Source organism: Corynebacterium lipophilum (genome assembly GCF_024102595.1).
In the GTDB taxonomy this organism is placed as follows: domain Bacteria; phylum Actinomycetota; class Actinomycetes; order Mycobacteriales; family Mycobacteriaceae; genus Corynebacterium; species Corynebacterium pseudogenitalium.
On the sequence record NZ_JAEUWV010000009.1, the window covers coordinates 1 to 14,416 of the forward strand.

Genomic DNA, 14,416 nt, shown 5'->3' on the forward strand with positions numbered 1-14,416 from the left:
CGACAAGCAGGCATTTTTTGTGGAAGTAGGTGCCGTCAATAAAGAGCTGGTCGTAGACGCGGTACGGGTCCGGTTTGCACGGGACGATGATGAACCAAAAGTAGGTGAACCAGCGGATGAGTGTGCGCCTGGAGACGTTGTGCGCAGCAGCGACAGCGTCGAGGGGACGCTGGTTGGTGATCCAGTCAATGAAGATGGCAAACCGATATGCGCTGGTCTTGGCTGTGTTGGGATTGGTGAAGGTGTGCCCGCAGTCTGTGCAGCGCCATCGCTGTTTTCCGCTGGATGTGGTGCCCATTTTTGTGGCGGTGTGTTCGCATGCCGGGCATAGGGGCCTGTTGTGTTTTCTCTTTCTGTGTTGAGTTGGCATGCAGCTGGTTTAACAGTCTGCTGTCATAGCACATCCAACGCCTGAAGTGGTGGACCTTCCGGTCTACGGCAGGGAATCCCGATTCAACGAGCACTGTCCCGCCGTAGGCCCAGGCAGGACCTGGAATCCATATCCAAAAAAGCACACATTTTGTCGCTTAACCCGACGGATTGCCCGAAGTCCTCTGCACGAATTGACTTCCGGCCTGATGCCGCTGTACCAACCTGTCCTGATAGACGGGCGCCTCGTTTGCCAGAAGATGGGCAAGGTTCCCTCTCCCCCTTGCTTTTTGGGAGTCCTCGGCCAGCTACGGGATCGTGCCTGGCCGGTCCTCGGTCGAGTTGTTGTCCGGAGTTGGTGTGCAGCAGTCGGGTTCCCCGCTTTGCCCGGGGCCCTCGCCTGTGGGCGGCGTTCCCTGTCTGATGCGCAGTCTCCTGCGCCGGTTGAGGGCGGCCAATGCCGATGCGAGCACCACGGCTGCGGCGAGGGCTGCGATCAGGGTGCTGTTGTCGCTGATCCAGGCGCTGGCGGCGGCTGACCATACGGCGAGGCTGTTGGCCTGCGCGGTTCCGCCGGTGGCGGCGGGATACCAATACCAGCTGAGGTAGGCGCCGGTTATGGTGAGGATGAAGGCGGCGATGCGGTTGCTGTGCTTGGCCAGGCCGGTGATTCTTCGCCCGAGGGCGGCCCCGGCGATGGCCGTGCCTGCCGAAACGAGCATCAGGACAGTGGCCGAGCCTGCGGCGTAGGCGGCGAAGACCGCGAGCAGCCCGGCGTAGCTGGCGACGGCCTGGGCTTGGGCGATCACGGCCAGGAGCACCCCGAGGGTGCAGCCGAGGGATGCTGCGGCGTATCCGACCCCGAAGGCCACCATGCGCCCGGTTTTGTGACCTGCCCCTGCAGCTTCTTGTGTGCGGGGTTTCGTGGCCCAGGCCGGCAGACGGAGCCGTGGTGTGAGTCCGGTGAGCATGGCCAGGCCCAGCAGGAGAAGGATCACCCCGGTGGCCATTCCCAGCCAGGGCGCTGCGCTGATCAGGGTCCTGGCGCCCGCGCTGACGATCAGCCCGAAGGCTGCCAGGGTCCCGGCGAAGCCGAAGCTGAGCGCGAGCCCGGCCCGGAGCCCGTGGGCCAGACGCAGCGCGAGCGGGCGCGTCCGGGCGTCCCCGATGGTCTGGGCTATCCAGGCGGGCAGGAGGGCGAAACCGCAGGGATTGACCGGGGCAATCATTCCAGCGGCGAAGGCCAGGGCAAGCAGGGCTGTCATTGGGCGCCGGCCTTGGTGAGTTCTTCTTGGATCTTTTCCGCAGACGGGTCGGTGGCCCGGAAGGTAACGTCACCCTTCGCGTCGACCACCACCAGGGTGCTTATGGAGGTGACCTTGTACCGGGTGGTCAGTGTGGCCCCGGTGTCGATGACGGCAGGGAGCTCAGGGGCCTTGATGTAATCGCGGAATCCGTTGATGGTCTCCTTCGGTTCTCGGGGGTCCACGTCCACCAGGAGGTAGTCGGCCGAGCTTCCCAGGGCCGTGGAGGCCTTGTTCAGGGAATCGGCCCCTTCCACACACTCACCGCATCCGACAGAGAAGAAGAACAGTGCTGCGGGCTTACCGTCCGGGATGGTCCGGGTAGTGCCGTCAATGTCGGAGACCGTAACAGCAACGGCACCGGCCGCGTCGGGCGACGAACCGCCTGGCGCGGCCGACGGGCCGCTCGGTGAGCTGGCGCAGGCGGTTGTCAGTGCCATGACCGCTGTCAGAAACAGGGCGGAGGCGAGGTGCCTGGGCCGGGGAACGGACAGAGAACGGCGGGATCTCGGGTATGTCATGGTGTCTAGTGGTTCCTTCCAGAAATGGGTATGGGGACTCAGGCGGTGCCGTGGTCGGTGCGGTGGTGCTCGGGGGGTGCGGGAGGGCAGCAGTCGTCGGTCCTGCGGCGTTTTCGCTGCCTGGTGACGGCGATGATCCCGGCCAGGAGCACCGTGGCGGCCGCGAGTAACACGAGGGGATTTGAGAAGAATCCGGCGATCGCGCCGAGGGCTCCGGCGGCGATGAGGATGGGTCCTGCGCAGCACAGGATCATGGCCGCTGCTATGCCGATTCCTGCGGCCAGTGTGTGGTATCGCCCGGGGCGACCGGTCTGCCGGACGGGTTGATGGCCGGTGTCTGGCTGTTCTGGGTGCTGGGTCATGTCATGTCCTTTTAAAGCTCAGCAGCAGGAGTCCTGCGCCGCGGGGGCCCGCGTGGCGGCCGCGGCGAGGAGGGCGGCGGCCATGGCGGCACCGGCCCGGTGTGCCGCCTCGATGTCCAGGACTTCGCCGTCGGGATGGGAATCCAACCACGGCTGGGCGTCCTCGCGGGAGGCGAAGTAGTGGACCTGGTTGCAGAACGATGACCGCACCGGCCCCGTGCCCGGGTGGCTGATGATGGACACGACGGCGGTGGCCGGCTGCAAGGAGGTCACCGTGCCGTCCGCGCCCGTCATCACCCGGATGAGGGTCCCGCTACCCGGGGAGGTCGACTCAATGGTTGCGGCCTTCCCGATCAGGGCCGGGAAGAAGAGAGTGTCCAGGGCGCACCAGGTGTAGAGCTGTTCCCCGGCCAGGGTGAAGCGATGCGGGGTGGGCCGCATCGTCAGGGCCAGGCCGATGATGCGGCCCTCGTCGTCGTACTCGGTGTCCGGGACGGCGGCCAGTCCCTGCCGGACCGTGTCTTCGCTCCGGCCACTGGCGGTGGCCAGTTCGGCGACCGTGACGGGCTCGCCCTCGGCCAGGAGCCGCAGCAGCGGCACGAACAATTCCGGGTCTATTCCGGAGCGCGCGGGGGACAACAGATAGGTGAGGGCCTGGTCGGTGGCGGTCATGGCATTCCTTTGCTTCGGTAGTGGGGGCTGCAGCTCAGGCGCAACAGGAGAGCTTGGAGACGTCGGTGTTGAAGGCCTTGGCGGCGATCCTGATGCCCTCGGCCATCGTCAGGTAGGGGCACCAGGCGGCGGCGACCTGCGCGGTGGTCATGCCCGCTTCGAGGATGTAGACGCCGGCGGCGGCGATTTCCCCGGCGTCCTTGGCCACCGCGGAGAGGCCCAGGATCCGTCCGGTGTCGCGGTCCGCGACAACCTTGATGAAGCCGCGGGTGTCGCGGTTGACCACGGCTCGCGGCACGTACTCCAGGGGGAGGACCCGGCACTCGCAGCTGATCCCGGCGGCGACAGCTTCCTTTTCCGTCATCCCGACCGCCCCGATGGCGGGACTGGTGAAGGTGACCCGGGGCAGGTGCCGGTAGTCGACCTCGGCCAGGGCATCGGTGAACGCATTGTCCACGGCCAGGGCGCCGTGGGCCGCTGCGACGTAAACGAACTCCCGATGGCCGGTCGCGTCCCCGGCGGCCCAAACCCGCGGGTTGGACGTGGCCAGGCGGGAATCGACCACGATCTCGCCGGATGCGCCGGTCTTCACCCCGACGGCGTCAAGGTCCAGTCCCTCGGTCACCGGGCGGCGGCCCAGTGCCACGAGGATGTGGGAAGCGCGGAACACCTCCTCGCCCCCGGCCACGTTTGCCGTCACCGAGACCCCGTCCGGGCCGGAGGCCACGGAGTCGGCCATGGCCCGCCGGACCACCCGGATCCCCTCGTCGGCGAACACCCCCGCTAACGCCTTGGATGCCTCCGGTTCCTCCTGCGAGGCCAACCGGGAACGGACCAGCATGGTCACCCGGGAGCCCAGCCGGGAGAAAAGCTGTGCCATCTCCAGGGCAACATAGCCTCCGCCCAGGATCAGCATTGATTCGGGCACCTCGTCCAGTTCCATCGCCGTCGTCGAGGTCAGGTACCCGGCCTCGGCCAGTCCGGGAACGGGGGGCACGTAGGGTGCGGAGCCAGTGGCCACGAGGTAGTGCACGGCCTCGATCGTTCTCACTGCACCATCCGGGGAGATCACCCGGAGCAGCGGTGCGTCCTGGGTTCCGGTGAACGACGCGTCCCCCGAGATCATCGTCCACCCGTAGTCCGCGGCCAGATCGACGTACTTCTCCGTGCGCATGCTTTCAACCAGCGCGGCCTTGCCCTGAATCAGGGCCGGCATGTCCACCGGGCCCGCCGAGGCCGCCACCCCAGGGAAGCGGGCCGAATCCAACGCCACATGGCGGGCCTCCGCGGCAGCCAGGAGCGCCTTCGACGGGACGCAGCCCGTGTTCACGCATGTCCCGCCCACGGTGCCGCGCTCCACCATCACGACGTGCTTGCCCAGCTCGGTGGCCCGGATCGCGGCCGCAAACGCTCCGCCGCCGGAACCAATAATCGCCAGATCGAACTTTTCGTTTGTCATTCCAGATGTCTCTTCCCTGTGGTTCAAAAGTTCCTATGGAACCATTGTGAACCTTCCAGTACAATGGAAGGTCAAGTCAAGTGTGGTGGCCATTGGAAGGGAATCGGCGAACATGAGGATCGGACAGCTTGCGGAAGCAACCGGAACCACGACCAAGACCCTGCGGTTCTACGAGGAGTCGGGGCTGCTCCCTCCGGCCGAGCGATTGGCCTCCGGCTATCGGGACTACGCCGAGGATGCCGTGGGTCGGGTCGGGTTCATCCACCGGGGCCAGGCCGCCGGGCTGACCCTCGCCCAGATCCGCCAGATCCTCGACATCCGCGACGGCGGCCAGGCGCCCTGCGAGCACGTGCGCGACCTGCTTGACGTGCGCCTCGCTGAGATCGAGCAGCAGATCGCGCAGCTCTCCGTGCTGCGCGACACTATCGCGGACCTCAGACAGGACGCCGCACACCCGGACCCTGAAACGTGCAGCACCGATCAAGTGTGTAGGTACTTGTAATCCAATTGGGCACACCTCCTGGACCGCCAAAAGGCTCTCGCAAAAAGATACCGCCAGATTTACAAAATTGAGGAAGAGCTCATCAGCAAAATCGACAAATTGACTGACGTAGTAGTCATCCCTAACGCGTAAGACCTGCACGCTGCTTGTACAAATGATAGTTTCGTGATGACGCTGGGGTGGGTTCCTGCTCCGCAGGCGTCCGAAGGCCCTGGGTCGAGCAATCCCCCCTGCTCCCCGGGGTCTTCCGCTATCTGAGAACCTTGCTTCACCCGGGTTCTCTCATTCTTCACTGCCGGATGAAGACTGAATCAATCTACAAGGTGATGTAGGCAATGGGCGGCAATACTAACTTAGGCACAGCCAAGACTGCCAAGAAGGACGAGTTCTACACGCAGTGGAATGACATTGAAAACGAGATGCAAGCCTATCTCGAATACGACCCCGACGTATTCAGAGGTAAGACAGTTCTGCTGCCGTGTGACGACCCGGGGCAAGTAACTTCACCAAGTACTTTGCACTGAACTCTGAGAAGTTCGGCTTGAAGAAGCTGGTCTCTACGTCTTATGTGCCAGCATCAAACCCAGCCGTGACTGAGAAGGGGCAGATGCTGCTGGACTTCGCACTTGGTGAGGACCAGGACGAGAAGTTCAACGAAGACGACACTTGGCTCCGGGGACGCATTTACGTCATGGAACAGGGCAAGGACCTTAACGATGACGGGCGCCTTAACAAAGAAGACCTCCAGTGGGATTATCTTGAAGGCGACGGCGATTTCCGTTCTGAAGAGGTCACGAAACTCCGCGATGAAGCCGACATCGTTATCACCAACCCACCGTTCTCCCTATTCCGCGAGTTCCTTGCGTGGCTGATTGATGGCGACGTCCAGTTCTCCGTTATCGGGAACATGAACGCAGTTACCTATAAAGAGGTATTCCCGCTTTTCAAAGACAACAAGGTTTGGTACGGCCCCTCAATCTCAAGTGGTGATCGCGAATTTCGTGTACCCGAAAGTTACCCGCTTACCGCTGCAGGTCAGCGTGTGGATGAACAGGGGAATAAATTCGTCCGTGTAAAGGGTGTTAGATGGTTTACCAACATTGAGCATGGACGCCGACATGAACAGCTCGTGCTCATGTCGATGGAGGACAACCTGATCTACGGTTCAAAGACGGTCCGAAACGTGAGGTATCCAAAGTACGACAATTACGACGCGATAGAAGTACCGGAGACCAAAGCAATCCCCAACGATTACAACGACATGATGGGTGTTCCCATCTCGTTCCTCGATAAGTACAGCCCAGACCAGTTTGAAATCCTTGGGATCACGCAGGCATGGGACGATCATTCGGGGTTGAAGCTCAAGAACTATCCAACCCAGATTCAGGTCAGCAAGAACGGCGTTAGATCTCGGGTGGGCAAGCTTAATGACGGTGCCGCCATACCGCATGACACAGAGCCTCAAGACGTGACGTACTACGAGGTCGACGGACAATTCTTTACTAAACCGTATTGCAGAGTTCTTATCCGCCACCGCAACCCCAATGTCAAGGAGTCTTAAGCCATGGAAGCAAAACTCAACCCCCGCAAGATCCGTGACATCGTTGACGGATTCCACTACAACGAACTCGAAGGCAAAGGTCTGTACGGTTTGGCTGGCGCCCTCACCATCCAGCCTGAGTACCAGCGCAACTACATCTACAACGACGGTAAGAAAGATGTTGCCGTCATTGACTCGCTGCTCAAGGGCTATCCGCTGGGGCTGATTTACTTCAACCAGCCCAAGCAGGACGAAGACAAGTTCGAGATCCTTGACGGCCAGCAGCGTATTACCTCTATCGGCCGTTTCTTCAAGGACTTGTTCGTCGTCAAAGATACCGACGGCAACGAACAGTACTTCTCGTCGCTGAGTGAGCACCAGCAAGAGCAGATCCTTGAGACTGAGCTGCTTATCTACGACTGCAATGGCACTGAGTCTGAGATCAAGGAGTGGTTCAAGACCATCAACATCGTTGGTGTGTCGCTGACAGCCCAAGAGCTGCGTAACGCCGTGTACTCTGGCCCATTCGTTGATGCTGCTAAGAAGGTCTTTTCCAACTCCGGCTCTGCGGTCATGTCGAAATGGTCGAACTTCGTAAAAGGCGACCCTGCTCGCCAGGAGGTGCTTGAGGTAGCCCTTGACTGGATCGCTCAGCGTGAAGGCACCACCATCGACAGCTACATGGCAAAGCACCGTGAAGACGATAACTGCAACGAACTACAGACTTACTTCACTGCAGTTATCGACTGGGCAGCAAGTGTGTTCAAAATGACAGACACGTCCATGCGAGGCATCGAATGGAACACTCTGTATGAGCAGTACGGCGGCCAGGGCTACAACGCGACTGAGATGACGGCTGCTGCAAAGGAGCTGCTGTCTGACCCGCAAATTCAGTCCAAGAAGGGTATCTACGAGTACCTGCTTGGCGGCAAGACAGACACCAAACTACTTAACGTACGTGTCTTCACTGAAGCGGTGAAGAAGCGCGTCTACAAGCGCCAGACTGATGCTGCAAAACAGAAGGGTGTCTCCAACTGCTCGTATTGCGCTATCGGTCACGATGAGAAGAAAGCAAAGATCTGGGCGCTTAAAGAAATGGACGCTGATCACGTCACTGCGTGGTCCAAGGGTGGATCGACCGAGGAGAGCAACTGTGAGCTGCTCTGCAAGTCGCACAACCGTGCCAAGGGCAACGCTTAAAGTCGGTGATTAACCATGCTCATCGGCTACGCCCGTGTCTCAACGTCCAAGCAGGGGCAGTCACTTGATACCCAGCGCGAGGCGCTCATCGACGCTGGCTGCGACCCGGACCACATCTACTCAGACACCATCTCCGGCACCAACTGGCAGCGACCTGGCCTCGACGATGCTCTCGCATACATGCGCCCCGACGACACGCTCGTTGTTACGCGCCTCGACAGGCTCGGCCGCAGCCTCGCAGATACCGTGAACACCATCGCCGACCTGGCTGCACGCAAAATCAACGTCAAGGTGTTGGAGCCAGCGCTGGACACGTCGAAGCCCACCGACAGAGTGGTTATCAACGTCATGGCCAGCTTGGCTGAGTGGGAGCGTGACCTGCTTGTTCAGCGCACCCGTGAAGGCGTGGCTCACGCCCGTGCGCAGGGCAGGGTAGCCGGGCCGAAGCCCAAGCTCAGCGACGAACAGGCACAAGTCGCAAAAGAACTCATCGATGGTGGTAAGTCCGTGAGTGCAGTGGCGAGGACGTTCAACGTGTCCAGGCCAACGATTTACCGCGCTATTGAGCGTATCGAAGCAGACGCTTAAGCACAGGCTGCGCCGCTAGTGCTTGTGTCCTGCAAGCAAGCACCAGGTGAGCACTAGCGACGCACTGAGCACGCTGGGGTGCTGCCGGGCGGTGGTAACACCGCCCGGCAGAGCCGGGACCAAATACGGGACTGACCTTACACATCCCGTATTTGGCAAGGAGTGTTTCATGTCCAACTATTCGCAGACACTTACCTCTCACGGCGAGATTCTCGCAAACATCCCCGGCATCCTGGGCTTCTACCCGCAGGACTCGCTGGTGTTCGCGTTTTTCAAACAAGACAGCGACACGCACAGCCTGAGCCTCGGGCCACTTGCCCGGCTTGATCTCGACGGAGCGATCCAACAGCTCACCGAGGATCGTGAGAAGTTCGCAGCATGGACTGAGACGCTGGATCTCGACGCTGTTGCGGCGTACGTCATCACCGACGACATGGTTGAAGCAGATGCAGCGGCGCACTTCCTCTGTAGCGAGGATTCCCCGCTGCGCAGTGAGGTACTGGCGGTCATTCAAACGTCAGAAATCACCGCTGGTACTGCCTGGTGTGCGATGTACTTGCACCCAAACTCATGTGAGCCACAGGCGGGCAGAATCAGCAACATCCACGCCTCAGCAGCGCTACAGCAGTTGCTTGAGCAGACCGGCGATCTCCCAGCGCTCTCGCGTGAAGAGATTGAGAACAGGCTGAACAGCACCGAGCACGACATCGACGCCGCAGAGCATGAAGACATCATCGAAGACGCGCTGGCGTATGTTCCACCCATCTTCCGAGACGTACTGCAGCGTGAGTACGAGCAGGCAGCGGCGGGGATGACGCAGCCGAGTGCGCGTGCTATCCGATCTGCGCTGAAGTGCTTCACGACACCGCGCTTGCGTGATCCATTGCTTGCTGCGCTGCTTGAGGAGCCACAAGCAGGTCTCAAGTTCGCTGAGCAGGTGATGCGCGCTGTACCGGCTCACTGGCCTGGGATGAGGGCACAGCTTACGGCCACTGTCGCCGTGCTGGCCCAGGCAACCGGCCAGACGGGTCTGGCTGGCGTTGCCGCACACAGGGCCACCGAGATCAGCAGCAAAGAGACGTTCCCGTCGCTGGTGGCGAAGTTAATCGACATTGGCGAGGGCAGTCGTCTCGCAGAAGTGGTTCACGAGGGCGGTGCTCAGGCTCGCGTGCAGTTGTTCGAAAACTAGTACTTCACACCCCGTTGCAGCAGTTGCTGTAGCGGGGTTTTTCTTTTCTACCCACGCCGTGACCAGGGAAGAAGGAAATCTCCACCGAGCAGGGGAGAGGTCTCTAGACAGCAGAGCTGTCTCAAAGAACGGATTGAGAATCAATCCACGACACGGAGGCACGCCATGTACCACTACACCCACGAAGACCTAGAGCTGCTCTACCTCATGTCTGACGGCATGGATGGCGAAGACGCCGATCCGGGTGCCGCACAAGAGCTACGCGACCTGGAAGCAGCAGGGGCACATCTGCCCTGGGCAGTGCTGTAACAGCACTTACAGCAGCAGCAAAGCCGCTGCTCAAACACACAATTGAAAGACAATCACACACTCACTCATATAAGGAGAAATCACAATGTCCAACCCGTTTAACAATGGCACCATCGTTGGCAACGCAGCACGCGAGCCGAAGATCTTTGAGCACGCAAACGGCGGTGCGACGGTGAAGCTCAACGTCTACGCACGTAATACGTTCAAGAACAAGTCCACAGGCAAGGTGGAATCAGAGATTGTCGAACTCACTGGCTACGTGGCTGACGCCAAGAACCTCGGCGTCTTCGGATGCATCGGCGCTGGTGATCGCGTTGCAGTGAGCTACTCGCTGAAGACTGACAACTACACCGATAAGGACGGCAACAAGCACTATCCGCTGGTAGCGCGCATCGACACTGTGCAGCTGATCGACTCCAAGAAGGAGTCTGAGGCACGAGCAGCACGCCGCGAGAACAGCGCAGATAACGCTGCTGCTAATGACTCTGAAGAAGTGCCGTTCTAGTTGCAACAACACCCCGCAGGGAAACCTGCGGGGTTATTTTTTCAGCACAGACCACGCATAACGCCGTCGCCGTCCAGTACGGGAGCGCTGATACTCCTGCTCCAGACGCTCTGTCTCTACACAGTGCATTACATGAGCCATTACATGCGCTGTTTTACTGCACTGTGTACTAGCCATTCCATTACGCACTACGCTGGCGCACTTCAAGTTCATTGAAATCTTCTCAGACATTAGTGGTTCTCCTTCAAGTGAAGAATGCTTTAACTGGCCCCACCTTACCGGCATTCCTCTCAAACTTGGCCTCTGTTCGCTATGAGCGTTGGGGCACAGCGCCTAAGGCGCATACGGAAGCTGGGTTAACATTTACTCATGTCTGTTTCTGAGCTGTCCACCAGTACCCAGAACTATTTGAAAGCTATCTGGGGGCTAAAGGAATGGTCATCCGAGCCCGTTACCGCCACACTTATAGCGAAACAGCTGGGACTCAAGCTCTCCTCGGTCTCCGATGCAGTGCGCAAAATGTCGAAGCAAGGGCTCGTGTCACACACGCCCTATGGCTCTGTGGAGTTAACCGAACTTGGCAGGCAGTACGCATTGGTCATGGTGCGCCGCCACCGATTGCTTGAGTCTTTTTTGGTTCAAGCATTGGATTATACGTGGGACGAGGTCCATGATGAAGCCGAAAATCTTGAACACGCGGTGTCTGACATGCTCATAGAGCGCGTGGATAAGTTCCTCAATTACCCCACTAGGGATCCACACGGCGACCCTATCCCTACGGTTGATGGACAGGTCACTATCCCCAGTGCGCACCGTCTCACCGACAGCGGCGCACAACCGCAGGTGACCGTGGAACGCATTTCTGATTCCGACCCACAACTGCTGGCCTTCCTCAAAGAGCAAGGCATCGTCATTGGGGCTGTTCTTACCACGCGCGAAGGAACGCCCTTTTCAGAATCGCTCGAAGTACAGGTAGCCGACAGTACTCAGTGGGTAGTACTTGGGCGCCCAGCTACGGACGCAGTGTTTGTAGCACACCACAGCCTGTAGTCTTTCCCTTTCTCATTAATCCTGTCCCTACCTGCCCTTTTAAAAACTACGGTGCGGCGTAGTTTGCAACTACGGTAGTACGTAGTTAATCTTTTCGATCATCACCTATCCCACTTATGGCTAAGGCCAGGATGAGCAGGATTGTCATGTCAGACTCACCAGATTTGGTGTACTTTTCTAGCGTTTCTGAAAACACAAAAAGATTCGTCGAACGCTTAGATAGACCCGCAGTGCGCATTCCACTGCGGCCCAAGAAAACCGGAATGATCCAGGTTTCACACCCGTACGTACTCATCGTTCCAACCTACGGCGGTGGCTCGCTCAAACGCGCAGTCCCCAAACAGGTCATCGACTTCCTCAATGACCCAATCAACCGTTCCTTTATCCGGGGCGTGATTACCTCAGGCAATACCAACTTCGGAAGCGCTTACTGCGTCGCCGGCCGCATCATTTCCGCTAAGTGCCACGTTCCAGAGCTGTATCACTTCGAGCTACTCGGCACGCAGAAGGACGTTGCCGCTGTAAAGCAGGGCCTTCACAAGTTTTGGGAGCAGCAAAGCAACTAACAATTACACCCCATTGATTTCCCACAAAATGAAGACCACATCCGCAACACACAGATTGGAAACCACAATGCCGCCACTTAAGGCCACCCCCACACAGCCCATTGGCCCTACGCCCCGCACCGCTTCAGCAGACGATGCCGGCGGTGTCGGTAAGCGCAAGAGCTACCATGCACTCAACGCGCAGCTGAACCTATTCGACGATTCGGGAAGAATCCAGTTCGACAAGGACATTGAGGCAACACAAGACTTTTTAGCGCACCATGTCACTCCCCGCATGCATCAGTTTGAATCCACCAAGCAGCGCTTGGAGTGGTTGGTTGATAACGAATACTACGAGCGGGAATTCCTTGAGCTTTATGATGACGATTTTCTGTGCACTATGTACGACAGAGCCCACCGAGCCAAGCATCAGTTCCGCACTTTCCTCGGCGCATTTAAGTTCTTTACTTCATACGCACTGAAAACCTTTGATGGCTCGCGATTTCTGGAAGGCTACGAAGAACGCGTCGCCACCACAGCTTTGTACCTTGCACAGGGCGATGAAGAGCTTGCGGAGAAGCTGGTGGATGACATCATGACCGGACGCTTCCAGCCCGCCACCCCTACTTTTCTCAACGCAGGAAAAGCCCAGCGTGGCGAAATGGTCTCCTGCTTCCTCCTTCGCATCGAAGACAATTTGGAAAGCATTGGCCGCAGCGTGAACTCTGCACTGCAGCTTTCAAAACGCGGCGGTGGTGTGGCCTTGTTACTGAGCAATCTGCGCGAATCCGGAGCCCCAATCAAAAGGATTGAGAACCAAGCTTCCGGCGTAGTCCCAGTTATGAAAATTCTGGAAGATAGCTTCAGCTATGCCAACCAATTGGGCGCTCGACAGGGCGCTGGAGCCGTCTACCTACATGCGCACCATCCAGATATTCTTCGTTTCCTGGATACCAAGCGGGAAAATGCCGATGAGAAAGTCCGCATTAAGACTCTTTCGCTGGGAGTTGTTATTCCAGATATAACCTTCCAGCTGGCCAAAGAGAACAAGGATATGCATCTTTTTAGCCCGTATGACATCGCTCGCGAGTACGGCGTAGCCATGTCTGACATGTCTATCACCGAGTATTACGACGAGCTGGTTTCCAATCCGCGAATTTCTCATACGACTATCAAGGCCCGCGAGTTTTTCACCACGCTGGCTGAGCTTCAGTTTGAATCTGGATACCCCTACATACTCTTTGAGGATACGGTCAACCGCGCTAATCCCCTCAAAGGACATATCAATATGTCCAATCTGTGTAGTGAGATCCTCCAGGTCAACACGCCATCCACCTACGGCGCCTCAGGTAACTACACCGCCGTTGGCCAGGACATTTCCTGCAATCTAGGGTCGCTCAACATCGCTAAAGCTTTTGAATCACCGGACTTTGGGGAAACTGTTGAAACCGCGGTGCGCGCTCTCACGAAGGTCTCAGACCTAACAAATATCGAAGCTGTTCCTTCCATCGCTCACGGTAATGCATCCATGCATGCCATCGGGTTGGGCCAAATGAATCTCCACGGTTTCCTGGCTTCCAAGCGTATTCCTTATGGCTGCGCCGAAGCACTGGACTTTACAAATATCTATTTCCTGACCGTGACCTATCATGCGCTCCGTGCATCCCATGCGCTAGCGGTTGAGAAAGGTCAACGATTCACTGGCTTTGAAGAATCCACCTATGCCACTGGCGTCTACTTCGACAAGTACATCGACCAAGACTGGGCGCCGGCCACTGACCACGTAAAACAGCTATTCCATGAGGCTGGCGTGCAGATTCCTCAACGCGAGGATTGGCTACGGCTCAAGAACCAAGTGATGCAAGACGGCATCTACAACGCCTACTTGCAGGCAGTTCCACCCACTGGATCAATTTCCTACATCAATGACTCCACCGCGTCCATACACCCGATTGCCTCCAAGATTGAAATACGCAAGGAAGGCCGCTTGGGGCGCGTGTACTACCCCGCACCGGAAATGACCAACGACAACTTGGAGTATTTCGATGACTCCTACACCGTGGGGTACAAAAAAATCATCGACACCTACGCTATGGCCACCCAACACGTGGACCAAGGGCTTTCCCTGACTTTGTTCTTCACCGCTGACACCACTACGCGGGACATCAACAAGGCACAAATCTATGCCTGGAAAGCCGGAATCAAGACCTTGTACTACATCCGTTTACGCCAACCTGCACTCCAGGGAACCGAGGTCGAAGGCTGCGTTTCCTGTGCTCTGTAGGAACACGGTCCTTCCTT

At 58.5% G+C, this 14,416-nt stretch carries 15 protein-coding genes and 1 pseudogene; 10 read left to right on the forward strand and 6 right to left on the reverse strand.

Translation table 11 applies throughout. The annotated features are described in order from the left end of the window. The 6 genes from JMN37_RS06955 to merA form a co-directional block, all read right to left on the reverse strand. A partial coding sequence (locus tag JMN37_RS06955; RefSeq protein ID WP_440271438.1) for an IS1/IS1595 family N-terminal zinc-binding domain-containing protein occupies positions 1–298 on the reverse strand: 298 nt, incomplete at its 3' end. A gap of 379 nt (positions 299–677) precedes the next feature. Continuing rightward, positions 678–1,634: a cytochrome c biogenesis CcdA family protein gene (locus tag JMN37_RS06960; RefSeq protein ID WP_071572892.1), complete on the reverse strand. Its 957-nt coding sequence runs from the start codon at positions 1,632–1,634 to the stop codon at positions 678–680. Further along, a complete protein-coding gene (locus tag JMN37_RS06965) occupies positions 1,631–2,194 on the reverse strand; it encodes a TlpA family protein disulfide reductase (RefSeq protein WP_070762601.1) in 564 nt (187 codons plus the stop codon). Before JMN37_RS06965 ends, JMN37_RS06960 begins: the two co-directional genes overlap by 4 nt. A 38-nt stretch (positions 2,195–2,232) precedes the next feature. Then, positions 2,233–2,556: a mercuric ion transporter MerT gene (gene merT / locus JMN37_RS06970; protein WP_502202927.1), complete on the reverse strand. Its 324-nt coding sequence runs from the start codon at positions 2,554–2,556 to the stop codon at positions 2,233–2,235. Between the two features lie 18 nt (positions 2,557–2,574). Further along, a complete protein-coding gene (gene merB / locus JMN37_RS06975) occupies positions 2,575–3,228 on the reverse strand; it encodes an organomercurial lyase MerB (RefSeq protein ID WP_252931458.1) in 654 nt (217 codons plus the stop codon). Between the two features lie 34 nt (positions 3,229–3,262). After that, positions 3,263–4,687, reverse strand: a complete 1,425-nt coding sequence (merA, locus tag JMN37_RS06980; protein ID WP_252931459.1) for a mercury(II) reductase — start codon at positions 4,685–4,687, stop codon at positions 3,263–3,265. 112 nt (positions 4,688–4,799) lie between these two features. On the opposite strand from merA, the gene JMN37_RS06985 reads away from it, so the two are divergent. The 10 genes and pseudogenes from JMN37_RS06985 (at position 4,800) to nrdE (ending at position 14,399) form a co-directional block, all read left to right on the forward strand. Continuing rightward, positions 4,800–5,189 (forward strand): heavy metal-responsive transcriptional regulator, encoded by a 390-nt coding sequence (locus JMN37_RS06985; RefSeq protein ID WP_004601215.1) that lies wholly within the window; start codon positions 4,800–4,802, stop codon positions 5,187–5,189. 335 nt (positions 5,190–5,524) lie between these two features. Further along, a pseudogene (locus tag JMN37_RS06990) lies at positions 5,525–6,750 on the forward strand (adenine-specific methyltransferase EcoRI family protein). 3 nt (positions 6,751–6,753) lie between these two features. Continuing rightward, positions 6,754–7,929, forward strand: a complete 1,176-nt coding sequence (locus tag JMN37_RS06995) for an HNH endonuclease family protein (RefSeq protein WP_252931460.1) — start codon at positions 6,754–6,756, stop codon at positions 7,927–7,929. A 15-nt stretch (positions 7,930–7,944) separates the two neighbouring features. Beyond that, entirely contained in the window at positions 7,945–8,517 is a 573-nt protein-coding gene (locus tag JMN37_RS07000) for a recombinase family protein (RefSeq protein ID WP_252931461.1), read from the forward strand. Positions 8,518–8,686: 169 nt separating this feature from the next. Beyond that, the gene (locus tag JMN37_RS07005; protein ID WP_070362919.1) at positions 8,687–9,706 is read left to right on the forward strand and encodes a DUF4192 family protein; all 1,020 of its coding nucleotides are present in this window, start codon (positions 8,687–8,689) and stop codon (positions 9,704–9,706) included. Between the two features lie 165 nt (positions 9,707–9,871). Further along, positions 9,872–10,015 (forward strand): hypothetical protein, encoded by a 144-nt coding sequence (locus JMN37_RS07010; RefSeq protein WP_165482993.1) that lies wholly within the window; start codon positions 9,872–9,874, stop codon positions 10,013–10,015. Between the two features lie 85 nt (positions 10,016–10,100). Then, positions 10,101–10,520, forward strand: a complete 420-nt coding sequence (locus JMN37_RS07015; RefSeq protein WP_070362918.1) for a single-stranded DNA-binding protein — start codon at positions 10,101–10,103, stop codon at positions 10,518–10,520. Positions 10,521–10,889: 369 nt separating this feature from the next. Continuing rightward, entirely contained in the window at positions 10,890–11,570 is a 681-nt protein-coding gene (locus tag JMN37_RS11380; protein WP_022862719.1) for a metal-dependent transcriptional regulator, read from the forward strand. 146 nt (positions 11,571–11,716) lie between these two features. Next, a complete protein-coding gene (gene nrdI, locus JMN37_RS07035; protein ID WP_033399510.1) occupies positions 11,717–12,136 on the forward strand; it encodes a class Ib ribonucleoside-diphosphate reductase assembly flavoprotein NrdI in 420 nt (139 codons plus the stop codon). 67 nt (positions 12,137–12,203) lie between these two features. Beyond that, entirely contained in the window at positions 12,204–14,399 is a 2,196-nt protein-coding gene (gene nrdE, locus JMN37_RS07040) for a class 1b ribonucleoside-diphosphate reductase subunit alpha (protein ID WP_252931462.1), read from the forward strand. The last annotated feature ends 17 nt before the right edge of the window (positions 14,400–14,416 follow it).